At 42.9% G+C, this 24,930-nt stretch carries 18 protein-coding genes; 13 read left to right on the forward strand and 5 right to left on the reverse strand.

The window, feature by feature from the left end:
- The first annotated feature begins 225 nt into the window (after positions 1-225).
- The 4 genes from EWH91_RS06930 to EWH91_RS06945 all read left to right on the forward strand — a co-directional run bounded on the left by EWH91_RS06930 (position 226) and on the right by EWH91_RS06945 (position 11,954).
- Positions 226-3,732 (forward strand): helicase-related protein, encoded by a 3,507-nt coding sequence (locus EWH91_RS06930; protein ID WP_129929315.1) that lies wholly within the window; start codon positions 226-228, stop codon positions 3,730-3,732.
- Positions 3,733-3,742: 10 nt separating this feature from the next.
- Positions 3,743-6,544, forward strand: coding sequence for a DUF1156 domain-containing protein (locus tag EWH91_RS06935; RefSeq protein WP_129929316.1), 2,802 nt, complete (start codon positions 3,743-3,745; stop codon positions 6,542-6,544).
- A complete protein-coding gene (locus EWH91_RS06940) occupies positions 6,541-9,912 on the forward strand; it encodes a DUF499 domain-containing protein (protein ID WP_129929317.1) in 3,372 nt (1,123 codons plus the stop codon). The genes EWH91_RS06935 and EWH91_RS06940 overlap by 4 nt, the downstream gene beginning before the upstream one ends.
- 224 nt (positions 9,913-10,136) lie before the next feature.
- Positions 10,137-11,954 carry a GmrSD restriction endonuclease domain-containing protein gene (locus EWH91_RS06945; RefSeq protein WP_206184302.1) on the forward strand — a complete coding sequence of 606 codons (1,818 nt, stop codon included), beginning with the start codon at positions 10,137-10,139 and terminating at the stop codon, positions 11,952-11,954.
- Positions 11,955-12,110: 156 nt separating this feature from the next.
- On the opposite strand, the gene EWH91_RS06950 is transcribed toward EWH91_RS06945, so the two are convergent.
- The 3 genes from EWH91_RS06950 to EWH91_RS06960 all read right to left on the reverse strand — a co-directional run bounded on the left by EWH91_RS06950 (position 12,111) and on the right by EWH91_RS06960 (position 14,174).
- On the reverse strand, positions 12,111-12,233 hold the full coding sequence (locus tag EWH91_RS06950; protein ID WP_165364262.1) for a transposase: 123 nt from the start codon (positions 12,231-12,233) through the stop codon (positions 12,111-12,113).
- A 27-nt stretch (positions 12,234-12,260) separates the two neighbouring features.
- The gene (locus tag EWH91_RS06955; RefSeq protein ID WP_129929319.1) at positions 12,261-12,470 is read right to left on the reverse strand and encodes a hypothetical protein; all 210 of its coding nucleotides are present in this window, start codon (positions 12,468-12,470) and stop codon (positions 12,261-12,263) included.
- A 390-nt stretch (positions 12,471-12,860) separates the two neighbouring features.
- Positions 12,861-14,174 carry an MFS transporter gene (locus EWH91_RS06960; RefSeq protein ID WP_129929320.1) on the reverse strand — a complete coding sequence of 438 codons (1,314 nt, stop codon included), beginning with the start codon at positions 14,172-14,174 and terminating at the stop codon, positions 12,861-12,863.
- A 460-nt stretch (positions 14,175-14,634) separates the two neighbouring features.
- Here EWH91_RS06960 and EWH91_RS06965 point away from each other — a divergent pair, with 460 nt between their 5' ends.
- The 5 genes from EWH91_RS06965 to EWH91_RS06985 all read left to right on the forward strand — a co-directional run bounded on the left by EWH91_RS06965 (position 14,635) and on the right by EWH91_RS06985 (position 19,229).
- Positions 14,635-14,844, forward strand: a complete 210-nt coding sequence (locus EWH91_RS06965) for a transposase (protein WP_483315827.1) — start codon at positions 14,635-14,637, stop codon at positions 14,842-14,844.
- Between the two features lie 249 nt (positions 14,845-15,093).
- The gene (locus EWH91_RS06970) at positions 15,094-15,957 is read left to right on the forward strand and encodes a metallophosphoesterase family protein (RefSeq protein WP_129929322.1); all 864 of its coding nucleotides are present in this window, start codon (positions 15,094-15,096) and stop codon (positions 15,955-15,957) included.
- A 350-nt stretch (positions 15,958-16,307) separates the two neighbouring features.
- Positions 16,308-16,964, forward strand: coding sequence for an HlyD family secretion protein (locus EWH91_RS06975; protein ID WP_129929323.1), 657 nt, complete (start codon positions 16,308-16,310; stop codon positions 16,962-16,964).
- An 18-nt stretch (positions 16,965-16,982) separates the two neighbouring features.
- Positions 16,983-18,794, forward strand: coding sequence for a DHA2 family efflux MFS transporter permease subunit (locus tag EWH91_RS06980; protein ID WP_129929324.1), 1,812 nt, complete (start codon positions 16,983-16,985; stop codon positions 18,792-18,794).
- Positions 18,795-18,803: 9 nt separating this feature from the next.
- Positions 18,804-19,229 (forward strand): MarR family winged helix-turn-helix transcriptional regulator, encoded by a 426-nt coding sequence (locus EWH91_RS06985; RefSeq protein WP_129929325.1) that lies wholly within the window; start codon positions 18,804-18,806, stop codon positions 19,227-19,229.
- Positions 19,230-19,285: 56 nt separating this feature from the next.
- Here EWH91_RS06985 and EWH91_RS14460 read toward each other — a convergent pair whose 3' ends face one another.
- Entirely contained in the window at positions 19,286-19,462 is a 177-nt protein-coding gene (locus EWH91_RS14460) for a hypothetical protein (protein ID WP_165364264.1), read from the reverse strand.
- Between the two features lie 253 nt (positions 19,463-19,715).
- Between EWH91_RS14460 and EWH91_RS06990 the strand changes: the two genes are divergently transcribed.
- Positions 19,716-20,726 carry a LacI family DNA-binding transcriptional regulator gene (locus EWH91_RS06990; RefSeq protein WP_129929326.1) on the forward strand — a complete coding sequence of 337 codons (1,011 nt, stop codon included), beginning with the start codon at positions 19,716-19,718 and terminating at the stop codon, positions 20,724-20,726.
- Between the two features lie 409 nt (positions 20,727-21,135).
- On the opposite strand, the gene EWH91_RS06995 is transcribed toward EWH91_RS06990, so the two are convergent.
- On the reverse strand, positions 21,136-21,822 hold the full coding sequence (locus tag EWH91_RS06995; RefSeq protein WP_129929327.1) for an alpha/beta hydrolase: 687 nt from the start codon (positions 21,820-21,822) through the stop codon (positions 21,136-21,138).
- Between the two features lie 131 nt (positions 21,823-21,953).
- On the opposite strand from EWH91_RS06995, the gene EWH91_RS07000 reads away from it, so the two are divergent.
- From EWH91_RS07000 to murI, 3 genes are all read left to right on the forward strand, one after another.
- Positions 21,954-22,715 carry an alpha/beta fold hydrolase gene (locus tag EWH91_RS07000; protein WP_129929328.1) on the forward strand — a complete coding sequence of 254 codons (762 nt, stop codon included), beginning with the start codon at positions 21,954-21,956 and terminating at the stop codon, positions 22,713-22,715.
- 183 nt (positions 22,716-22,898) lie between these two features.
- Entirely contained in the window at positions 22,899-23,471 is a 573-nt protein-coding gene (locus EWH91_RS07005; RefSeq protein WP_129929329.1) for a DUF2087 domain-containing protein, read from the forward strand.
- Positions 23,472-23,835: 364 nt separating this feature from the next.
- Positions 23,836-24,615: a glutamate racemase gene (gene murI, locus EWH91_RS07010; RefSeq protein WP_129929330.1), complete on the forward strand. Its 780-nt coding sequence runs from the start codon at positions 23,836-23,838 to the stop codon at positions 24,613-24,615.
- Positions 24,616-24,930: the final 315 nt, after the last annotated feature.

Below are 24,930 nucleotides of genomic sequence, written 5' to 3' on the forward strand. Positions count from 1 at the left end.
AAGGAGGGTTTTTCCCCAAGACAAGATAAAGAGGTATTCATTAAGTTCTTTATGGGCGCTTTTCATCCTTCAAGTCTAACCAATAACTGATAAATAATCTGATATAATCAAATGAAAGGTATATATTAAAGAGTGTTCCAGTGTGCTGTCATCAAGTCTATTAAAAAGTAAAAAACATGATATTGCCTGGAAATGAATTTTTATGAATCATCAGGGGGATTCGTTTTGGCTCGTTTAGAAGATTTAACTGCAGATACCGTCGTAAAAGGCATCGTTGGTGATGATCCGGTAACTATTGTAGCGGCATCATGGTATGGTAATGCCGTTCTGGAAGTCACCTATAAAACAGATAAAGGCCAGCTTGGCAGCGAATTGCTCTATCGTGATAGCGAACCTGACCTGAAGATCATTAAAGACAGTCTCCCATGGAGTTTTGACGCGGACGGTGGTTTGATGCGCCTGGTCTCGGAAGCGTATCGCATTCATCTTGCCCATTTATTTGACCCCTATTTGGCTGTCCATACATCCGAGATCGAACCCTTACCACATCAGATCTCTGCTGTTTATAAAGAGATGCTGCCAAGAATGCCACTGCGATATGTACTGGCTGATGATCCTGGTTCCGGAAAAACAATTATGACAGGTCTGTTGTTAAAGGAACTGATTATTCGCGGCGATGTGAAAAGGTGCTTGATTGTCACACCTGGCAATCTGTCAGAACAATGGCAGGACGAACTTTATCGTAAATTCCATCTTCGGTTTAAGATACTTAATAATGATAATATAGACTCAGCTGTAACAGGGAATGTCTTTGAAGAAATGCCCTTCTGCATTGCCCGTCTTGATAAATTGGCGCGAAATGATGACCTTCAGAGAAAACTGAAAGCGATTGACTGGGACATTATTGTCTGCGATGAAGCACATAAGATGTCAGCCACTGTATTTGGTGGCGAAGTGAAATATACGAAGCGTTTCAGGCTCGGTCAGCTACTGTCGACGATTACACGCCATTTTCTATTACTTACAGCGACACCGCATAATGGAAAAGAAGAAGATTTTCAACTGTTCATGTCACTGATCGATCCCGATCGCTTTGAAGGAAAGTTACGCTCCAGGCAGCAATCAATTGACGTGTCCGATGTCATGCGACGTTTGGTGAAAGAGGAGCTGCTCAAATTTGACGGGACGCCACTTTTTCCGGAACGACTTGCTTATACAGTTAATTATGATTTATCTCCTAATGAAGCACAACTTTATGAAGCAGTCACTGAATATGTTCAGGAAGAGTTTAATCGCGCAGATAAGCTGAACACTGAACGAAGGAATACAGTCGGTTTCGCGTTAACTATTCTACAACGCAGGCTTGCATCTTCACCAGAAGCCATTTATCAATCACTAAGGCGTAGGCGGGAACGCTTAGAGCAACGGGTAACTGAGGAAAAGATGCAGCGTCATGTTTCTCAAGATTCGCTTGCTTTAAAAAATGATGATGATTTTTATGACCTTGATGAGATGCCTGGTGAAGAGTTTGAATCGGTTGAAGATCGTATCGCGGATCAAGCATCCGCGTCATCAACTATCAAAGAAATGGAAGCAGAGATCGAAACATTGAAACACCTGGAACAAGCAGCTACGGAAGTGAGAGCAACCGGTGATGATCGGAAGTGGGAAGAACTTTCGAAACTTCTTCAAGAAGATAAGAATATGTTCAGTCCTGATGGTCGGAGGGAAAAACTGATTATTTTTACGGAACATAAGGATACACTTTATTATTTGACAAATAAAATACGTTCTTTACTAGGCAATGACCATGCCGTTGTAACCATTCATGGTGGCATGCAGCGGAGAGATCGCCATCATGTTGAAGAACTGTTTAAACAGGATAAAGAAGTTCGTATCCTTATTGCGACAGATGCTGCCGGTGAAGGGATCAACCTGCAACGAGCGCATCTGATGATCAATTATGATCTTCCATGGAACCCGAATCGACTGGAACAGCGCTTCGGACGCATCCATCGTATCGGACAGACAGAGGTGTGCCATTTCTGGAATCTTGTTTCTAATAAAACGCGTGAAGGCCAGGTTTATCAAAAATTATTGGCCAAATTGGATAACGAACGAAAAGCACTAGGCGGCAAAGTATTCGATATCTTGGGGAAAGTGAAGTTTGAAAATAAATCTTTACGTCAGCTGCTTATTGAAGCAGTTCGTTATGGTAATCGTCCCGAGGTTAAAGCCAGGTTGGATCAGGTGGTTGATCATTCGCTTGATCAGAAGGCATTGAAAAATCTGCTTAAAGAGCGGGCATTGACGGAAGATACGATGGATATCCATCAGGTATCGGAAATTCGTGAAGATATGGAACGTGTGGAAGCCCATAAATTACAACCGCATTTTATCGAAGCGTTCTTTAAAGAAGCATTCACAAAATTAGGGGGCTCAATCAAACCCAGAGAACAGGGGAGATATGAAATCACCTCTGTTCCATACACCATCCGACACTTCAATGAAAGTACGCTTGATGAACCAATTCTTAGAAAGTATGAACGTGTCTGCTTTGATAAAACATCCTGCCATCTTCATGGAAAGGCAACGGCTGTTCTTCTTTGCCCTGGGCAACCTTTGTTGGACGCTGCAATTGGTTTGATTCTGGAACGTTACGGGGATGTACTGAAACGTGGTACGATCTATGTAGATGAAAATGATGAAAATATCGATCCAAGGCTGCTTTTCTACATAGAAGATGCGATTCAGGACGGAAAAATTCTTGATAATGGAACACGCAGGGTTATCTCCAAACATGTTCATTTTGTTGAATTGAAAGAAAACGGTACGTCGATGAACGCTGGTTATGCACCATATCTTGATTATAGGCCGGCAAATGAAGAAGAAAGAAAACGTATCAATGGGTATATCAAAAACCAGTCATGGCTGATGCACAATGTGGAAGAACGTGCAAAACGCTATGCGATCGAACAGATTATTCCTGATCATTTTCAAACTGTGAAAAGTCACAAAGTAAAATTAATCGAGAAAACAATGAAAGCGGTGAAGGAACGGTTAACAGCTGAGATTCAATATTGGGACTATCAGGCGGCAGATTTGAAAGAAAAAGAAGCAACGGGCAAAACCAATGCAAAGCTTAATTCAAAACTGGCGACTCGACGTGCCGAGGAACTGGAAGGCAGGATGAGAAAAAGACTGGCTGAACTGGAGCAGACGAAACATCTATCACCCATGCCGCCAAAAGTCGTTGGGGGTTCGCTTGTTGTTCCTCTGGGATTACTGACGAAGCTATTCGGAAAACCCTCGACTGCAGGATTGTTTGGAAAAGACCGGCGGACAATCGAGCTGGCCGGCATGCGAGCTGTTATGATGATTGAACGGGAGCTTGGCTTTGTGCCTGAGGATGTCAGTATGAAAAAATGTGGCTATGATATTGAATCGATAATTCCCGAAGCTCAAAGGCACGGCGGGAGTTGTCTCCGCTTTATTGAAGTAAAAGGGCGAACAAGCGATGCCACAACAGTGACACTCAGTAAGAATGAAATCCTGACTGCTCTGAATAAACCAGATGAATTCATTTTGGCACTCGTGAAAGTCGATGGAGTGAAAACACACACCATTTATTTGAAAAAACCATTTATAAAGGCCCCGGACTTTAGCGCTACCAGTGTAAACTACGATATAATGAAATTAATTGATCACGCAAAAGTTCTCCTGGAGAAATGAGGAATTTACATTGACTCGGAAAAAATTAATTGAAGTAGCTTTGCCGCTTGATGCCATTAATCAGGCTTCAGCACGAGAAAAATCAATCCGGCACGGTCATCCGTCGACGCTGCATTTATGGTGGGCAAGACGACCATTGGCCGCTGCCCGTGCCGTTATCTTTGCCTCATTAGTTGATGATCCATCGTCTCATCCGGAACAATTTCCAACGGAAGAAGCACAGTTAGAAGAACGAAACCGCCTTTTTTCACTCCTTGAAAAACTGGTGAAATGGGAAAATTCGAATAATCGAGAAATTCTGGACCAGGCAAAAGCTGAAATTTGTAAATCGACGAACGGCAATCCACCGCCGCTGTTCGATCCGTTTGCCGGTGGAGGATCGATTCCACTTGAAGCACAGCGCCTGGGACTGGAAGCACATGCCGGTGATCTCAATCCGGTCGCTGTCATGATCAACAAAGCGATGATCGAAATTCCACCGAAATTTGCCGATCATCCGGCAGTTAATCCTAAATCACGGACCGAAACGATGGACAATACTTGGTCAGGTACTGAAGGACTGGCTGAAGATGTTCGCTACTATGGCGAGTGGATGAAAAAGGAAGCATTCAAGCGAATCGGCAATCTCTACCCGAAGGTTGACCTACCCAAAAAAATGGGCGGCGGAAAAGCAACAGTGATCGCCTGGATATGGGCTCGGACGGTAAAATGTCCAAATCCAGCCTGTGGCTGTGAAATGCCCCTGGCAAGTTCTTTTATTCTTTCAAAGAAAAAAGATCATGAAGCATATGTCGACCCGGTTTTTGATTATGAAGCACACAAGATACATTATGAAGTTAAATATGGAAAACCAGCTCATTTAATATCACCCAAAATCTCTCGTGGTGCAAAATTTAAATGTATCATGTGCGGTGAAGCTACAACAGAAGATTACATAAAACAAACTTCTAAAGCTGGACAGATGGGTTCCACATTAATAGGTGTTGTTGCTGAGGGGACTCATGGAAGAATTTATTTATCACCGGATCATGTGCAAGTTGAAGTGGCTGAGGCAACCAAGAGGCCAGTAGATTATCCTGATGGAGAATTGGCATATGATCCACGCAATCTTTGGTGTACTGGTTATGGACTAGATACTTTTTCAAAATTATTCACCAATCGTCAGTTAACCGCTCTAACAACATTCAGTGATTTAATTAGAGAAGCACAGAAAAAAGTGAAAGCAGATGCGATTGCTGCAGGAATGGCTAATGATGGCATTCAGCTATCAAAAGGCGGGGCCGGAGCACAGGCTTATGGCGAAGCAGTTGGCGTATATTTAGCATTTGCAGTTGATCGAGAGGCAGATATCTGTTCAACTATTGCTTCATGGTTAAATACGATTGGGGCAATTTCTCATACTTTTGCTAGACAGGCTATACCTATGGTTTGGGATTATGCCGAAGCAAATCCATTTTCCCATTCTTCAGGTTGCTTTGATAATATGCTGAAATGGGTTGTTGAAGCAGCAGCTGCACTACCGGCTAATAATGCAGGGATTGCATCTCAGCACAATGCAGCAGTTGGTTTTGACTTTAATAATGTCGTGATCTCTACTGATCCTCCTTACTATGACAATATAGGTTATGCGGATTTATCTGATTTCTTTTATATTTGGCTTCGGCGAACTCTGAAACGGACTTTTCCCAAATTATTCAGTACTCTGCTTGTTCCTAAAGCAGAAGAATTAGTTGCAACCCCATATCGCTTTAATGGACAGGTGAACGAAGCTAAACACTTTTTCGAAAATGGAATGATTCAAGCCCTTGGGGAAATATACAAGTCAGCTTGTGAAGACATACCCGTTACTGTTTATTATGCATATAAGCAAAGTGAAAAAAGTAGGGATAAGAGCGGCAACAAAGAGATAAGTTCGACAGGATGGGCAACTATGCTAACGGCTATTATTCAATCAGGTTTTGTTATAACTGGCACTTGGCCAATGAGAACTGAGAGAGCAAATAGGACAAATGGAATTGGTACTAACTCTTTAGCTTCTTCCATCGTTCTTGTCTGTCGGAAACGTCCTGTAGATGCCCCGATGGGAACGAGGCGGCAATTTATCAATGGTCTGAAACGTGAATTACGACCGGCACTGTTTAAGCTGCAGCAATCGAATATTGCACCCGTTGACTTGGCACAATCAGCGATCGGTCCTGGGATGGCTGTATTCTCGAAATATACGAAAGTATTAGAAGCAGATGGAACGCCAATGAGTGTTCGATCGGCATTGCAAATCATCAATCAGGAATTGGATACTTACTTATCCGAACAGAGTGGGAATCTGGATCAATACAGTCGTTTTTGTGTGGATTTATATGAACAGTATGCCTATAACACAATTAAATATGGGGAAGCAGAGGTACTGGCTAATGCCAAAAACGTCTCGATTAATCAAATTGAACGGGAAAAAATACTGCAGGCGGATAAAGGCGTAGTGAGATTACTTACCCGCGAAGAATTGCCTGAAGATGTCAAAAAAGACGGGTCGCTGATTTGGCTTCTGGCACAGCAACTGACTAGGGCAATGGAAACTGGCAAAGGCAATCAGGAGGCCGCCAGGATCGTTGCCCAAGTTGCCGATACTAATGTGGAAGATGCACGGGCACTTGTTTATCGGCTTTTCACCATTGCTGAACGGAAAAAATGGACAAAGGAAGCATTTGCCTTCAATTCACTGGTAACAGCCTGGCCGGATATTCAAAATAAAGCAGCTGAGCTTCGCCGGCAAGATACGCAACAACTGAATTTTTTTCAGGGGGGAGACCAATGAGCAATCACGAGTTAGTTAATAGGGGATTCGAATATTTGTTAAAAGCTCTTGCTCCTTATATTGCACGGGAATTGCAGATCGAGTATAAAGACAATTGGTGGTTGAGCGGTGTACTTGATGTACTTCGAGACGAACAAAAACGGAATCTTCCGTTAACCGGTTCATGGGGCAAGTTGGTTGATTCACTGGATATTGCTGCATGTTTAAACCTGATTGATTTTCAGTGGAATCAGGTATTTCGTAAAAAGCTGTCGATCGATCATCGCACCTGGACCAAGGAATTAAAGGGTGTACGAAACAAGTGGGCTCATGCTGGGAGTGAAGATTTCGATGACGATTATACGTGGCGGGCGCTGGATACAATGTCGCGCCTTTGCGAGCAAATTGATGCAGAGAGCGCCGAGAACATCCGATCGCTGATGCGAAAATTCCGCTATGGATCGGAAAGGGGATCAACAGCCGTTGTTCAGAATAATCGGACGGGAGATGCTAGAACAGCAAAAAACCGCGGCATTATGCGGGAAGTACCACTCAATGGACTGCCCAGCTGGCGCGATGTCATTGAACCACATCCGGATGTAGCAGCAGGTCGCTATAAGAATGCAGAGTTTGCCGCCGATCTTGCTCAAGTCGCACATGGCGATGCGAGTTATGAATATCAGGATCCAGTCGAGTTTTTTGCCCGGACGTATGTTACCGAAGGCATGTCGAATCTGCTCGTTCAGGCACTCGAACGAGTAACAGGCAGTGGCGGCGAACCGGTGATTCAATTGAAGACAGCTTTTGGCGGCGGGAAAACACACAGCATGTTAGCACTTTATCATTTGCTTGGCGGAAAAGTGACTATTGATAAGATCCCTAATGCCAAATCTGTACTTGAAAAAGCAGGCCTTAAATCTTTACCAAAGGCGAATATTTCAGTACTTGTTGGAACGGCCCTAAATCCGTCAAAAAGCAAGAGGCCGAATAATTTCCCAGGTATTACGATCAATACACTTTGGGGGGAAATGGCTGCTCAACTGGCTGCATCAGAAGGAAACCCACAACTTTACAGTTACGTAAAAGAAGCGGATCGAAAAGGCATTTCACCTGGCTCAGAAGCTTTAAAAAATCTCTTCAATGCGTGCGGACCATGCGTAGTCCTGATTGATGAACTGGTCGCTTATGCACGTAAAATTTATGGGGTGAGTGGTTTACCTGCCGGGAGTTTTGAAAATATTATTTCGTTTATTCAGGAAATCACAGAAGCTGCCCGAGCCAGTAAAAACAGTCTTGTTGTTGCTTCAATACCAGAATCGAATCTTGAAATTGGTGGGGAAGCCGGCAGGCAAGTGTTGGCAACTATTGAGCATACATTTGGCCGAATGGAGTCGGTATGGAAACCGGTAGCTGCGGACGAAGGTTTTGAAGTGGTTCGAAGACGACTCTTCCTTGACTGCAAAGATCCGGCAGGACGTGAGCAGGTATGCAGTCAATTTAGTAAGATGTATCAAAACAATAGTTCCGATTTTCCAATTCAGGCCAAGGAATTAGCATACAAAAGGGAACTGATCGCCTGTTACCCAATTCACCCGGAAGTTTTCCATCGGCTTTATGATGATTGGGCAACACTGGAAAATTTTCAGAGGACGCGTGGCGTCCTGCGGTTGATGGCTGCCGTCGTTCACGATCTGTGGATGAATAACGATGCAGGTCTAATGATCATGCCATCATCAATTTCTCTGGACAATCCCCTCATACGTGATGAACTGACACGTTATCTTCCTGAAAGCTGGAATGCGATTATCGACCATGAAGTCGATGGGAAAAATTCGATTCCGTATATAGAAGATCAACAGAATAGGCGCTTTGGTCAGTACTTAGCATGCAGACGAGTTGCCCGTACGATACTATTTGGGAGTGCACCAACGAACAAGAAACAGTCTGTCAGGGGAATAGAGTCATCAAGTATACGTTTAGGAATTGCCCAACCGGGGGAACAGATATCCGTTTTCAATGATGCACTTGGCAAATTACAGAATAAACTTAGTTATCTATACGCTGATTCATCAAATAATCGTTTCTGGTTTGATACACATCCCACATTGAGAAAAACAGCCGAAGACAGGGCAATCACACTGTTCTCGGAGTCAGACGTGCTCAACGAAATTGAACGTCGTCTGCGGAAAGAACGGAAGGAAAAACCTTTTGGCGGCCTCCACATTTGTCCTTCGTCGTCGTTAGATGTTCCGGATGACCAATTTGCTCGGTTGGTGATCCTCAAACCAACCGATACCTATGATTCAAGATCAAAAAATAGTCGAGCCATTTCCGCAGCTCAAAATATATTGGATAATCGTGGCGATACAGCGAGGCTCTATCGAAACATGCTCGCTTTTGTAGCACCGGATGTGAATCAAATTCCATCGTTGAAAATAACTATTCGCCTTTATCTGGCGTGGCAATCCATTTTACGAGACAAAGAGTCGCTGAATCTAGATGCAACTCAGGTCAAAGAAACTAAAGTTAATATTGATCGTAGTGATGAGACTGCAAGATCTCGGATTAAAGATGCGTATCAATGGCTAATTGTGCCACGGATTGACCGGGAAATAGACTTGAAAGCAATTATATGGGACAGTTCAAATATTGGCGGCAGTGATGACAGCATTGTGGCAAAGGCAGCGCGAGACATGGAACAAAAGGATGCTTTAATCACGCAATGGGCACCTGCTCTATTGCTACTGGAACTGGATAATGTTCTGTGGAAAAACAGGGATGACATCTCCATTAAACAGTTGTGGGAGCAGCTTTGCTCGTATTGCTATTTACCTCGCCTGGCATCTTATGAAGTGTTGGAAAGGGCAATTTGTGAGGGGATTCATTCAACAGAATATTTTGCCCTTGCAGAAGCAAAGAGCGAAGAGCGATATATAGGCTTGACATATAATCGGCCTATAACTGAGGTTAATCCAAATAGTTACCTGGTTAAACTTGTCATTGCATTAAAACAATTGACCAAAGAACAGACCATCAAAGAACCTGCTCCTTCTGAAATCAATCCAGGTGGCAGTGAAAATCATGATGGAGGAGCGGCTGTTGAAGTCGATCCAAATCCAAATAAAGATAATGGGGACAAGCAAGAAAAAGCAGCACAAGTTATTCACTTTCATATGTCTGCCAAATTGGACAACACAAGAATCAATCGTGATGTGAGCCGCCTTGTTGATGAGATCATTAATCATGTTACATCACTCGATGGGAGTGATGTCGATATTAAGCTTGATGTCGATGCCAATGTAACAAAAGGAATTCCACCAGAAACCATCCGAACGGTCAGCGAAAATTGCCGAACATTAAAAATTGATAACTTTGGGTTTGATGAATAATATTAACCACAGCTGAGAGGTAATAATCATGTGGGGACAAGGTTTCAATAGTGCGCTTGTTTAATTATGAATCACCGCCTAAATGATGGGGGAACAGTGCTCTATGAATAATTCAGGATTAAATATCTCGATAATTCGCTGACTTAATCCATTTAATATCGTCATAGAGGTCCTATACTACAACCAAACTGGAACTAATTTGCAGAAGATAGGTGATGATAAAGATGGCAAATATTTTTAGATCAAACGATATTCCAATGTCAGAAATCCTGGTAGCTATAAATAAGGGATTAAATCAATTGCCGGATTTCCAACGTGGCTGGGTATGGGATGATGATCGCATTAGGGCATTAATCGCCAGCATATCGAATTCTTATCCAGTCGGTGCACTAATGTTCTTGGAATATGGTGGTGATTCGATACGATTTAAGTATAAACCATTTAGTGGATCAAGTAGTAAGAACAAACCAGAGATTCTTGTTCTTGATGGACAGCAGAGGTTAACTTCAATTTTTGGTGCTATGTATTTTAGAGGCGCTATGCTTACGAAGACAAATAAGAATAAACAAATTAATCGCTACTATTATTTGGATATTGAAAAATGTTTGAACAGTACAATTGATAGAGTTGATGCAGTAATCTCGGTTCCAGAGGATAAAAAGATTAGATCAAATTTTGGGCGGAATATAGATCTTGATCTTTCTACAAAAGAAAATGAATTTAAGAATCATATGTTTCCACTAAATATTGTCTATGATATGATTGCCTGCACACAATGGCAAAACGAGTATCAAAAATTTCATAATTATGCGCCACAGATTCTCGATCGATACATGAATTTTAACGCAAAAATATTAGCACAAATTCAGGCTTACAAGGTTCCGGTAATTACATTAAGTAAGGAGACGCCGAAAGAAGCAGTTTGTCAGGTATTTGAAAATGTAAATACTGGAGGTGTCTCATTAACTGTTTTTGAGTTAATTACGGCTACATTTGCTGCGGATAACTTTGAATTGCGGAAAGACTGGGAAATGCGAAAAGAAAAGTTCATTCAGAAGTCTGCTTTATCTATTTCAAATAAGGCAGACGCCTTATTGTCTGATGTTTCATCTACAGATTTTTTAACATCGATAACACTACTGTCCAGATATTATTTGAGGCAAAATGGTGGCGAAGCAATAAGTTGTAAGAAAAAAGATGTACTTAAGTTAAAACTTAATGATTACAAAAAATATGCAGATCAATTAACTGAAGGCTTTCTTCAGAGTGCTAGCTTTCTTAAAGAACAGAGAATTTTCTCATCACGTGATCTGCCATATAGTACTCAGTTAATTCCAATGTCGGTTATATTTGCTGTTCTTGGTCCCAGGGCTCAGGATGGTACGATTAAAGAAAAGATTTCGCGATGGTATTGGTGTGGTGTTTTCGGTGAAATGTATGGTGGAGCAAATGAAACAAGGTATGCAAGTGATGTTAGTGGCGTTTTAGGATGGATACATGATGGAAAAGAACCTGATACGGTACAGAGAGCATATTTTGAACCTACAAGACTTCTGTCCCTTCAAACACGGCAAAGTGCCGCTTATAAAGGAATTATGGCATTAATTTTAAAGAATCACTGTTGCGATTTTATTAGTGGCAGACAGATGGATTTTATAGTGTTCCTCGATGAAAGGACGGATATTCACCATATATTTCCGCGCGATTATTGTATCAAAAGAAAGATAGATAAAAAGAAATGGAATTCTATTGTTAATAAAACGCCATTGTTTGCCCGGACAAACAGGATAATTGGTGGGAACGCACCTAGTGTCTATATGAAGAGGATCAAAGATAACGGTCATGTAGCGGAATCTCAGTTAGAAAGTAATGTTAGATCTCATCTAATTGATATTGATGATCTTAAAGTAGATGACTTTGATAAATATTTTTTAAAGAGAGCTAAATCGTTAATAAATTTAATTAGTAATGCTATGGGTAAAAAAGTTATCAACCTGAATGGTGAAGATGTTGTCTCTGCTTTCGGAGGTGCATTGGATTAAGCACTTTACCTGAAATGCCAAACTATATGGCTCTTCGCTAAAATCCGTAAATGGGACATAGTTTGGTAAAGTGATTTCCAAATAATCCATGAAAATCGGACAAGGAAACGGGTTCAGTTGTGAGCGATACGTGGCTTCGTACTGATGCCTGTTCTTTTATTTGGGTGAGAAATCTAATTTTCCGGCAAGCAGGTAGACCATGGCGATGATATTCTTATCGGAGTGGTAGCCTCCTGCTCTCCGTTTCAGTGCCTGGAATAGGCTGTTGATGCCTTCCAATATCCTGTTGTTGAGTTGGGATTGGAATCACCTGACCACGCCGCATAATGCTTTTTCAGTGTCTTTGAGAGTTCCACCATGGGGGCCAGCCGGGCTTGGGCACGTTAAAAAGGCTTCTTTGTATACTTTTAAATAAACATCCATCTTTTTTTGGCTTTCGTTAAAGATACAGTCATGAACATACCAGGGCTCTGTAATATGGAATAAGTTATCCAGGTCATTGAACTCTACTAACATTTGAAAACCACCTGTCATTTTTAATTAGGTAGTTTCCAGTAATTCCAGGTTCATTAATTTTAATCAGCGAAGAAGCTTAAATTATCGTCTGAAGGCTAATTAATTTTGTGATGAAGTTGCAGCTTTATTTCCTTTTTAGCATAAACAAAAAATGGGTACTGATAGATGAATTCTTCTATCAGTACCAGATATTATAGAACCTTGTTTTTAAAAATTTAACTGATAAAGGGCAAGCCCGAAGCAACAAGCAACTAAAAAAATGATGTTATAATTAATTTTGCATAGCGATATAAAAATTTGACAGAGTGAATTTACTATGCAAAAGTATCGGCGGCAACCGATGCTTTTTATTTTTGAAAGACATGTTGATCATCCTCATCAGTTAAATGATTATTTCGTAAAATCGACATTTTTAGTTTCCTTGATAGTGATTAAAGAAACGAAACAAGCGACAGCCATGATTCCGAGGTAAAGTCCAACAGACTGGATTCCCCAGGTGGCAGCTAGCCAGGTTGCAATTGTTGGTGTGAAAGCAGCACCTACAATTGCCGCCAGATTATAAGCAATTCCGGAACCTGAATAACGGACTTCAGTTTTGAATAATTCTGGCAAAATGGCACCGATTGGCCCAAAAGCAATCCCCATCAAAGCAAATCCAATGACTAAGAAAGCAGCAGCGCCGAAGAAATTCTGGTGACCTTGAAGTAAGTATGGAAAGACAACAGAAAAGACGATTAAGGCTACAGATGAAGAAATTAAAACTTTCCGCCGGCCTAATCTATCGGCATTTAAAGAGGCAATCACAATGAATGCTGCAAATACGAAAACAGCCCCCATCAGTAAGAATAAATATTCACGGTTGGTAAATCCTAAATTAGAAGTTGCATATGCTAATGACCAGGTTGCCAGCGTATAAAAAAGGGTATAAGTAACAGATACAATAAATGTACCTTGGATCAACTGGCGCCAACTCGTTTTCAAAACGGTTAATAAAGGTGAGCGGGTAACCTTATTTTTCTTTTGTGATAATCGGAATAAAGGCGTCTCTTGCATTCTTGCTCTTACCCATAAGCCAACGATAACTAATAAAGCAGAAGTCAAAAATGGAACACGCCAACCAAAAGAGATCATTTGTTCCGGTGTTAAAATACTTTCAAGAACAAAGAATAGACCATTGCTTAAGAAGAAACCTAATGGAGCACCTAATTCTGGAAAAGCACCATATAAAGCACGTTTGTCAGCAGGAGCGTTTTCAGTTGCAACCAAAGCAGCACCTGACCACTCTCCTCCTAAACCAATTCCTTGAACAAAACGACATGTGCATAACAGTAAGACAGCTGTTAGTCCTAAAGTGTTATAACTTGGCAAGACCCCAATTAAGACGGTTGAAACGCCCATTAACAGGAGAGAAACAACTAAAGTATTTTTCCTACCCATCTTATCGCCAAAGTGACCAAAAACGAATGCTCCTAATGGCCTGGCAACAAAAGCAACACCAAAGGTAAGCAAGCTCAAAATAGTAGCAATTGTCGGTGTAACTTCAGGAAAGAAGACCTGCGGAAAATAAGCAGCAGCAGCGGTTCCATAAGCGTAGAAATCAAAAAATTCGATGGCTGTTCCGATCATTGAAGCAAAGATAACGGTTTTAACCGAATCTCGCTTTAATGTTTCACCGCCAAATGATGCATCAACAACACTATTCATTAAAAAATCCCCCTAAGTAAAATTCTGATTTAAAACCGAACTAAAAAAATATTTTCCCTGCCCCCCTTTTACCATGATTAATTAAAGATAAAAGAAAAGGGCCAGGAACCTTTGACAGTTCCTAGCCCTGCTAGCCCTGTCCGCTTTTTTGCGGACAACAACATGCAGCCCGCATTATTAAATAATAATGGCGCTGATAATAATAATTCGAATAATAGCCGCACGGGTTGCTAACATTTATAATCACTCTTTTAAATTTTAATTGTGAATTAATATACAACTCAATCAGAGATATGTCAAATATTTTCTGAATTTTATTTGGAATGAACATTTTTATGCTCAATAAAGGAGCCCCTCTTTGGTATGATTAATTTGCGAGAACCAAACATACAAGGTAAGGGGGACTTCCTCGTATGAACAGCGTAAAAAAAGTTGCTTCAGTTTAACAAAAAAATCAAAGCTGGCTTCTCAGGTGGGGGCTCTCAGCCGATCTCCTTCCCGGTCCAACCAATGCGTGGATGAGGAAACGGTTCAGTCGCTGGAAGCGGTCAACCAGGCTTATCTGGATCGGCTTCATGTCCTTCGTCCCAGCGCCAGGATGGTTCTCGATGTCGATTCGTCCAACTTTGAAACTTTTGGAAATCAAGAAGGATCAGCCTATAACGTTTAGAAAAAGTGTTTCAAAACGATGAACAAAAAGAGAACTTCCGGGCTGAATTAGAGCAGTGGGTTAAAAAGACGTATGACAGGCCTGGTGCCGGTGGGTGAGGGGAGACCTCACAATAAGTTGAATATTGTTCGTCTAAGATGTATGATTACGATCTGTGTTGAAACTTATGGTTAATACCCCAAACAGCGTTGTTCTTGAATAACAATGAGTTGATAAGCAAATTTAGCCAGCCGGGAGCGTGAAGCGCGCATGAACCATAAAATCGCATTGCTCTCTGATGTACATGGAAATACAACCGCATTGGAAGCAGTTATTGAAGACTCTATCCGCGAAAAAATCACTGACTATTGGTTTTTGGGCGATCTCATCATGCCCGGCCCCGGATCAGCTGATTTATTTGCTCTGTTAAAAAAAATCAATACCGCCGTTTATGTAAAGGGGAACTGGGAAGACTGCCTTCTCGAAGTACTGGAAGGAGAAGTTGACCTCAATGATCCATCAGATATTTATATTGCGAAACTTGTTCAGTACCAATGTCAAAGCTTAACAAGCGCCGAAATCGAGTTGCTGAAGCAGCTGCCGATACATACGACCAGGACAATTAATGGACTGAATATTAGTCTGACCCATAACCTGCCGGGTAAAAATTATGGCGGTGATCTGACACCGGATCAAACGCAACAAAATTTTGACCGCCTTTTTACTTCAAAAAATAGTGATGTTGCCGTTTACGGCCATGTGCATCATCAGATGTTGCGCTACAGCAGTGAGGATCAACTGATCATCAACCCGGGTTCCGTGGGGCAGCCCTATTTCAAACGGACGAAGCTTCGTGCTGATTTACGTGCTCAGTATGCCATTCTTGAAATTGATGAAAAGGGCATTCCGCAAGTAAGTTTCAAAAAGGTCAGCTACAGCCGAGATAAAGAAACAGACCGGGCAAAGCGGCAGGGGCTTCCCTATCTCAGTCTGTATAAAGAGCAATTGGAAACCGGTAAAACACATACGCATGACAAAGCATTTTTAAAAGAAATGAATCAGCGAAAGGGTTATGAACAGGATGTTATCGAGTTTCTAAAAAAATCAGATGAACCGGACGGGCAACACAGATAGGAGAATACGAAACAAACGAAGAGTCTGTATTGATGCGATCTAATAAATGGCTGCTTTATTTCTGCTCTTTCATGTGCTCCTGAGTATCTTATTTGGGTTTGGACTGCTTGCCTCCCTGAGCATCAACTTTACAGGGACAGGTGAGACCGTTCAGCCCCAATAAATCCCGCGCTTTTTGATCCTTCTCATGTTTCCAGGTAATTTTTCAGGTCTGCATAAAAAAAGAAAAAAAATTTCATTTTTGTTGCACGTTTAAACCTAATATGTTAAATTACTACTGCACTTAAATAGTTAATAAGGTTAATAATTAACTATATTAATTTTATGTCAAAATGAAGGGAGATCCAGCTATGAAAAATTTTACTCGATTGCTGATTATTAACATCATTGTGATCGTCATTCTGATTGGTGGCGGAGCAGCCGGTTACTACTATTATGATCAGGCAACTCATTATGTCAAAACGGATAATGCCGCAGTAAGCGGCCAGGTTATCTCTGTTGCTTCGCCTGCTTCCGGAAAACTGGTTAACTGGAGTGCTGCAGAAGGCAGGACTTTTGATGCCGATGAAACAATCGGCGATGTGGAAACAATGGGAGCCGATGGCAAAAAAGTTGAAGCTGCAGTAAAAATGCCGCAAAAGGCGACGATTGCGTTAAGCAATACAACCAAAAATGCATTCGCAGCCGCCGGAACGCAGCTTGCCCAGGCCTATAATCTGAATGAACTGTACGTGACAGCCAATGTCGATGAAAACGCAATTGAAAAGGTAAAAAAGGGACAAAAAGTTGATCTGAAAATTGACGCGTTCCCGGATACGATATTTACCGGTAAAGTGGAGAAGATTGGAACAGCAACCGCCGCAACCTTCTCACTGATTCCGGGATCGAATAGTAATGGCAACTACACAAAAGTTGCGCAAGTCATTCCTGTGAGAATTTCAATTGACGACTACAAAGGTAATGATCTGCTTCCCGGCATGAATGTTACGGTAAAGATTCATATCTAATTTGAGAGGAGGGATTTGATGACATCATTCCTTTCTGTGTACATCGGGTGTGCACTCATTTTTCTTGTGTTTTTTAATTTTATTTTGCATCGTCGCCGGAAAAACAAACTGATGACGATTGCTGACCGTCTGACTGAACCGGGCACGGGAGAAGCTTCCCTGCACGTGTCTGGCGAAAAGCATGACAGCGGGTCACATGCTTCGAGAAGGCGAATCGTGCAGAACTCTGCTAAAGTGGACTGTGCAGAGCGTCCGGGAAACCCTGCCTTAAGCGCACAGGGGGCGTCAGGTCATCACGCTTCGATTATTCTGGTCCTGATTCTGGGCGCTTTTGTTGCGCTTCTGAACCAGACGCTCATGAACGTGGCTCTGCCTAAGATGATGGTCGATTTGAATATTTCGACCAGCACGGCGCAATGGATCACCACCGGGTATATGCTGGTCAATGGGGTTCTGATCCCGATTACCGCTTATTTAATGGAAACTTTTACAACTCGGAAGCTCTTTATCTCAGCGATGACTCTGTTCTCGCTGGGAACGCTTGTCTGTGCTCTGTCGCCTGACTTCATCATTTTGATGTGTGGGCGCGTGATTCAGGCCATTGGTGCCGGAATTATCATGCCACTGATGACCAATGTTTTCCTGGCCATTTTCCCGCCTGAAAAACGTGGTGGAGCAATGGGGCTGATGGGTGTAGCCATGATCTTCGCGCCTGCAATTGGACCAACACTTTCCGGGTATATTGTGGAACATTTTACATGGCGGGTCTTATTCTGGATCGTGCTCCCGTTTGGCATTGTTGATGTCCTGTTTGCCCTCACCTATCTGAAAAACGTCGGACGCCGCTCATTTCCAAAGCTTGACCTTCCGGGTGTTGTTCTGTCAACGATTGGTTTCGGCGGCATCCTGTATGCGTTCAGTGAAGCAGGAAACAAAGGCTGGGAAGATAGCGTCGTATTAGTAACCCTTATCGTCGGTGTCATCGCACTGATTCTGTTTGTCTGGCATGAACTGTTTATGGATACGCCACTGCTTAATATGCGCGTTTTTCAATACAAAATATTTACTTTCACGACAATCGTTAATATACTAGTGACGATGGCGATGTTTGCCGCAATGATTCTGCTTCCGATCTATCTGCAGAACATCCGCGGATTTACACCACTTCAATCTGGACTGCTTCTGCTACCCGGCGCATTGCTCATGGGCGTCATGTCGCCAATTACCGGGATACTATTTGATCGGATCGGATCGCGACCGCTCGCTGTAATCGGTCTTGCGGTGACTATTATTACAACCTGGGCGTTTGGGCATTTAAGCGATACGACGACGTACGGCTGGATTATGTTTCTCTATACGGGGCGAATGTTCGGTATGTCGCTTTTGATGATGCCGATCATGACAGAAGGGCTGAATGATCTGCCTCGAGCGTTGAACAGTCATGGAACGGCTATGTCCAATACGATGCGGCAGGTTGCCGGTTCGCTTGGTACGGCTTTCCTGGTTACCGTCATGACGAATCGAACGACATTGCATATCGGCGACTATGCAAATCAGGTTGCTTCAAGTAATCATCCGTTTATGCAGCAGCTTCAGAATTCCAGCCTTGTGCTGTCTGCAACGGATCACGTTTCTGCGGTACAGGGGCAGCATACCGTACTGCAGCTGCTTGAAATGAAGGTTCAGCAGCTGGCAACGATTCAGGGTATTAATGATGCCTTTATTGTCGCTACCATGCTGACGGTCATTGCCTGGGTGCTCGCTTTCTTTATTAAACGAGCAAATTCGCGGCAAAGAGCTGAGATCAGTCCGACTATGACCAGAAAATAAGGGAAGCAGGTGTCTCTTACGGACAGAGAATCCAGAATTCATACAATTGAAAGCCAGTTTGCTATTTTTATCCGACGTTATCGGCGGTCAATAAATGAACTTCAGGGCAGTGAGCTGACTGCTCACGAATTCTCATTCCTGTCTCATCTCCATAGACATGGTCAGGAAACCTCATCGCAGATTGCGAAGGCATTCGATGTCTCTCCCAGTTATGCAACGACCGTCATCGACAAACTGATTCGGTGCGGTTACGTGATCCGCCAGCGATCTAAAAGGGATCGGAGAAAAGTCCTGTTGACAGTAACTGAGGACGGCGTTGCACTTTATTACCAATTGAGGTCTGTTCGTGAGGATTACATGCGTAAAGTTTTCCATAAACTTAATGATCAGGAGTTAAATCAGTTGTCTGATCTGATTGCTAAATTGATTGAATAATGAATACCGTCTCCGAAATGGCCTGAATAAATCACATAGATCGGGCAAGAGGAAAATCATACCACCGTACGTACGGATCCGTATACGGCAGTTCTATCATCTTCAGGCATACGCTCATACCGGGTAGCCCCATCATCGGGCTCCAGTATGAGCATTTTGTTAATCACAGCCTGCCCAATAAAATAAGCAGGCCTTGCCGTTATGCGTTCTTTCCATGAAATAACATTTTCCATGATTCACCCTCCCAGGTTATTATGAATGACTCGATGAAGCGTCTTAAAAACAAAAGTAAACACCTGCATTAAACGTTTACATAGATAATTTAAGTTGTTATAAGGGAACATTCCTTAATGTCTGGTCATGTTTGACGCCAATCTAATCTGGAAAACATATAAAACAATGCGCTTTCTTTCAAAAAAGCTTGACAAAGCGGGAAAAAGTCTGTATTTTAACCGTTGAGTAAACGTTTTCAAAAAAGGTGATCCCATGAATGCGACGATTAAAGACGTTGCACGTGCCGCAAATGTTTCCATTGCGACCGTCTCACGAATCTTGAATAATCAGCCCGGTTACAGTTTGAAAACAAAACAACGCGTGCTCAAAGTGATCAAGGACCTGAACTATCAGCCAAATGCTGTTGCCAGAGGATTGATCAATAAAAAAACGAGAACGCTCGGGATTCTCGTTCCAAATGTATCGAGTATGTTTTCCTCTTCACTTCTAAAGGGGGTTGAGGATGCTGCTTATACCAGAGGTTACAGTGTGATCATCTGTCATACGGCAAACAGTGGTGTGCGGACAATGGATTACCTGCATGTTTTGAAAGAAAAACGGGTGGACGGTCTGCTTTTTACCAGTGAAGTTCTAAGGGACGCATATTACGATGAGATTAGAAGGATGGGCATTCCGCTTGTATTGCTGGCGACGCAGTCCCTGAAATATTCCATTCCCTACGTGAAAGTGGATGACCGGATGGCAACTTATCATGCAGCCAGTTATCTGATCGCAAAGGGTCATACAAGAATTGGGATGATCAGCGGGAGTAAGGAGGAACGCATTGCCGGGCAGCCGAGGATCGACGGATTTATCCAGGCATTGAAGGATCACAACCTGCCCTTTAATGAGAATCAGATTGTCTATGGCCCTAATTTTTATTTTGATGATGGGCAAAGACTCTTGCCTGAACTGCTCAGAAAAAACAGTGGGTTAACGGCCGTATTGGCGGCGAGCGATTTTATGGCTGTCGGGGCACTGTCCGCTGCTTATTCCTCAGGTCTGCGCGTTCCTGATGATTTATCCATTATCGGTTATGATAATCTGGAAATTGCGAAGATGTCGATACCCCCATTAACGACAGTGGAACAGCCGCTTTTTCAAATCGGCCGTGTCGGCGGCGGGATGCTGATTGACATTATTGAAGGCAAAGAACATGTCGAAGGGCGAATTATGGGACATCAGATCATTGAGCGGCAAACGGTCAGAGATCTGACAAAATAGTATGCCGATTGCCGAGCTGTCATGAATCATTTCCGGTTACCCAAGTGACAATTGGTCGGGAGATCAGGTTAAGTGCCTGATCTGATCAATAGACGGAAAAATTTCTCTTAATCGGAAAATTTCCCCTTATGGTTCCCCGGAACGCGCTCCATTCTCCATGGTAACCGGAAAATTCCCGCTTATTGCTTAAATAAAAATCAGAATGCTTCTTGAAAAAGAAGTGAGATGATCTCAAAAAATACAGAAGCCCCTCATTTAGAGGTGTGACGCTGAACCGTAGGGCGAAATGTATTGGCACCTGCGGGAGTGCAGGCCAAGGGAGTCTCCTGCCAGTGCTGATGCAACCTAATCCGGCGGAAGTAAAGACCGGACGCATCCCGGTTTTTCTAATAAACAAAATACCTGTGGATTATAAGGTTCGATGCTTGTTTAGAAACAGCGTCACAAATCGGATAACCTTGTCACGATCGTCGCCCTGACAAATATGATGCCGCGCGTACGGCAGATAGTGCAGTTCTTTTTCTTCCGAAGCAGCCGCGTGAAAAATCAGTTTAGCGCTTTTCGGATCGATCGTTTCATCCCGTTCACCGTGAATGATACACAGTGGGGCATGAAGATTGTGAAAAATCCGTTTGGCCTGCCTGACAACTTTGTGAAACTGAAAGACATTGGCAAGCGGGACCTTTTGAGTGAATGGTGAATCATATTCTTCCGGTTTCCCTTTTTTCCGTTGATGAAATCTTTCCCACCTCATTTTGAAAACATGAGGGGTCAGCACATAAACAGCTGGAGAAAGCAGGACCAGAGAAGAGATCGGATACCTGGAGGCCGTAATCGAGGCGATCATCGCGCCCATTGAAAAGCCGATCAGATGAATCTCTCTCTTGTCGTCTTTTGTCCGTGTAACAATTTTTTCAATCGCCTGCAGCCAGTCCGGCGCAGTGCTCTTTTCCATACGCTTTTTTTCTCGATCATGCCCAGGCAAAAGCGGGGTGATGACGTCAAACCCGGAGTGTTCAAGTGCGCGAGCCAGCGGTTCCACTTCCCACGGGTTTCCGGCGAACCCATGGATAACGATACATAAGGGTTGCTTCATTTAATCACTTCCTCACGCACTTAGTCTGCCGTGTCCACGCTGAATCATTCCCGGTTGTCACAAGATATCTGGATAGAAGCGCAACGTTTGGGGAAAATAGGGGCAATTCATTTCTCTGAGGTGACTGGGCGATGCCCTATTTCCAGGCAGATGACTGCCAACTCTACTACACTGTTCAGGGCCAGGGGATCCCGATTCTTTTTGTTCATCCTCCGTTACTGACTCATTTCAACTTTTTAAATCAAATGAAGGAACTATCTAAGGATTATCAAATCATTACTTTTGACATACGCGGTCATGGAAGAAGTTCAGCAACGGACGAGACCCTGACTTACCCGCTCATTGCGGATGATATGCTGCATTTGCTCGATCATCTGAACATTCGTAAAGCCTATATCTGCGGTTATTCAACCGGGGGATCAATTGCGCTGGAGTTTTTCCTGAAGTACCAGAACCGGGCAATGGGCGGCATCCTGGTCAGCGGCCTGTCTGAAGTCAGCAACTGGTCATTAAAAAGCAAACTGGTTCTGGCAGGGACGCTTGCGCGGATAAGAGCACTTTCTTTATTAGGCTTTTATATTGCCGGAACGAATATGAATACACTCTCTTCGTTTTGGAAAATGCTGCGGGAAGAACGACAGGGATCAGGCAAAAACGTAGCCGAGTACTATTACTACAGTCTGTCCTACACCTGCACCCGTCAATTGGATCAGATTCAACTGCCGATATTACTGGTCTTCGGACTTAAAGATCGCGGCTTTTTTCGTTACGCGAAAGTACTGCATGAACAACTGCCGCATAACGAACTGAAATGGATTCAAAACGTCAAACACCAGATTCCGACAAAAGCAGCGTCAGAACTAAACGGCTACATCAGACAGTTTATTAAATAATAAGGCAGTTAACGATGGCGCCGCTCGATGAAAATTTCGATCCCCCTGCAATGTCGACCACATCGCACCAGATTTCCGATTGTCTCATAAGATAAAAATCAACTTTAGTCAAATGTCATCTTGCAAAGGTGAAGAATTTTTATTAATATCTAATTAGATGCATAACTAATTAGAGGTGATTCGATGCAGTTTAATCGAATGATTACTTTTTACAAAGCAATGGGGGACCCCACGCGGCTGCGGATTGTTGCCCTCCTGCGCGATCAAAAGCTTCATGGCCAGGCGATTGCCGGCAAGCTGGGTTTGAAGCCGCCGACCATTACCCACCACATCGATAAATTACGTGAGGCGGGTCTCATCAGGGAAAGTCGGGTCAAAAATACCATTTATTTTTCTTTAGAGAAGAAAGTTCTGGAAGGTCAGGCGAAAGCACTATTATCATTTGGAAAGGGGAAACCGTCAATGCTGCCGGAAGTCACTGAAGAGGAACGTGTAAAAATACTGGACGCCTTTTTTAATGCCGATGGCTCGTTAAAGACCATTCCTGCGCAACGAAAAAAACGAATGGTGGTGATGGCGCAGCTTGTCAAAGGGCTGAAATATGGAAAGGCCTATTCTGAAAAGGAAATCAGCACTTATCTCAGGAAGTTTTATGCGGATTATGCTACACTGCGCCGCGAACTGATTGTCTATCAGTTTATGCATCGAAAGAACAGTATTTATGAGATGAACCCACCGGAACTGTGGGGGGGATGAACGCAGGTGGGCAGGAGCTTTGAAATGGCGTCAGTCTGACTCTTTTCGTTGCACCAGACTTATCCTTTTTCCCACAAACCTGCATTTTTCGATTATAATTAACGAAACAACACGCCGGGGTGAATATGATGTGGCATGTGCGCTATGTTACGGCTGGTGAAGAGGAAATAAGGTATAAACTTAGAGAAGCAGGAGATGCCTCATATGGTGATGCTTGAGCGTCCGAATGAACTGGCTGAGGAGGAGATTAAAACGATGTTTGCCGGGTGATTAGACTCAGATCACAGTCAGTTTCCCGGACCATAAAAAGGTGATACAATGAAGCAATGTCAGGGACAAAAATTATGAAGAAAAGTGATTGATCATGAACATAGCTGTATTTGATTCCGGCATTGGCGGCATGACCGTCCTGCATCAGATCAGAAAACTGATGCCAAACGAAAATTTTCTCTATTATGCGGATACGGCGCATCTTCCGTATGGAGAAAAGCCGAAAAATGAATTGAAAAAGTATATTTTTGAAGCTGCTGACTTCCTGGTTGCCCGTAACATTAAGGCGCTGGTAGTGGCCTGTAATACGGCAACGAGTGCAGCGATCGAAGACTTGCGCCAAAATTATTCAATTCCGATTATCGGCATTGAACCGGCTGTCAAACCGGCAGTGATTGAAAGCCAGTCGGAGATGAAAAAAGTTCTGGTGATGGCGACGCGGCTGACGCTGAAGGAAGAAAAATATCACCGTCTGGTCGAACGGATTGATAAGCATGATATTGTTGACCCGCTGCCGATGCCGAAACTGGTTGAATTTGCGGAAGCATTCGATTTTAAACCGGAGGATATTGTTCCTTATTTACAGAAACAACTGCAACCGTTTGATTTGAACCAGTACGGTACGGTGGTGCTTGGCTGCACCCATTTTCCCATTTTTAAAGACATCATTCAGCAGCAATTCCCCAAAGAAACACATGTGATTGACGGTGGGCTCGGAACTGCACTGAATCTGAAGCATACGCTGGAAAGACTGCATCAGATTGGCGGAGGAAGCGGCAGGATCACCTACTTCAAGTCCGGTGTAGAGGTTAAAGACACAGAAACTCTGGCGCATTATGATCAGCTGTTGAAAAAACTGGATGCCATGCCCTGATTACATTATTGAAGGAATAAAGCAATCTGCTCTGAATCGGCGGATTGCTTTTTTTCAGCTTTGGTGTATTAAACAGAAAATTAATAAAATTTTTTAATTATTGACAAGTATATTTATTATGGATATAATAGTTTTATACTTAATATGTTAGCGATTTCATATTTCCCCGCCAGCTTGTAGCAGGCCCCTGAAGTCATTCGTATTGATCTGATATCCTGTATTCAATCCAGCTCCTTTTACTGAGCTGGGTTTTGTACATAACGAACGCCTGAAAATGCTTTTCTTCAACATTCATTCGAGTAGAAAATAAGGGAT

The organism is Sporolactobacillus sp. THM19-2, from assembly GCF_004153195.1.
In the GTDB taxonomy this organism is placed as follows: domain Bacteria; phylum Bacillota; class Bacilli; order Bacillales; family Sporolactobacillaceae; genus Sporolactobacillus.

What these genes read in the sequence shown, in the direction of transcription:
- EWH91_RS06940 (WP_129929317.1), top strand. Translation starts at nt 6,541, where the DNA reads ATGAGCAATCACGAGTTAGTTAATAGGGGATTCGAATATTTGTTAAAA.
- EWH91_RS06945 (WP_206184302.1), top strand. Translation starts at nt 10,137, where the DNA reads ATGGCAAATATTTTTAGATCAAACGATATTCCAATGTCAGAAATCCTG.
- EWH91_RS06955 (WP_129929319.1), bottom strand. Translation starts at nt 12,470, where the DNA reads ATGTTAGTAGAGTTCAATGACCTGGATAACTTATTCCATATTACAGAG.
- EWH91_RS06960 (WP_129929320.1), bottom strand. Translation starts at nt 14,174, where the DNA reads ATGAATAGTGTTGTTGATGCATCATTTGGCGGTGAAACATTAAAGCGA.
- EWH91_RS06970 (WP_129929322.1), top strand. Translation starts at nt 15,094, where the DNA reads ATGAACCATAAAATCGCATTGCTCTCTGATGTACATGGAAATACAACC.
- EWH91_RS06975 (WP_129929323.1), top strand. Translation starts at nt 16,308, where the DNA reads ATGAAAAATTTTACTCGATTGCTGATTATTAACATCATTGTGATCGTC.
- EWH91_RS06980 (WP_129929324.1), top strand. Translation starts at nt 16,983, where the DNA reads ATGACATCATTCCTTTCTGTGTACATCGGGTGTGCACTCATTTTTCTT.
- EWH91_RS14460 (WP_165364264.1), bottom strand. Translation starts at nt 19,462, where the DNA reads ATGGAAAATGTTATTTCATGGAAAGAACGCATAACGGCAAGGCCTGCT.
- EWH91_RS06990 (WP_129929326.1), top strand. Translation starts at nt 19,716, where the DNA reads ATGAATGCGACGATTAAAGACGTTGCACGTGCCGCAAATGTTTCCATT.
- EWH91_RS06995 (WP_129929327.1), bottom strand. Translation starts at nt 21,822, where the DNA reads ATGAAGCAACCCTTATGTATCGTTATCCATGGGTTCGCCGGAAACCCG.
- EWH91_RS07000 (WP_129929328.1), top strand. Translation starts at nt 21,954, where the DNA reads ATGCCCTATTTCCAGGCAGATGACTGCCAACTCTACTACACTGTTCAG.
- EWH91_RS07005 (WP_129929329.1), top strand. Translation starts at nt 22,899, where the DNA reads ATGCAGTTTAATCGAATGATTACTTTTTACAAAGCAATGGGGGACCCC.
- murI (WP_129929330.1), top strand. Translation starts at nt 23,836, where the DNA reads ATGAACATAGCTGTATTTGATTCCGGCATTGGCGGCATGACCGTCCTG.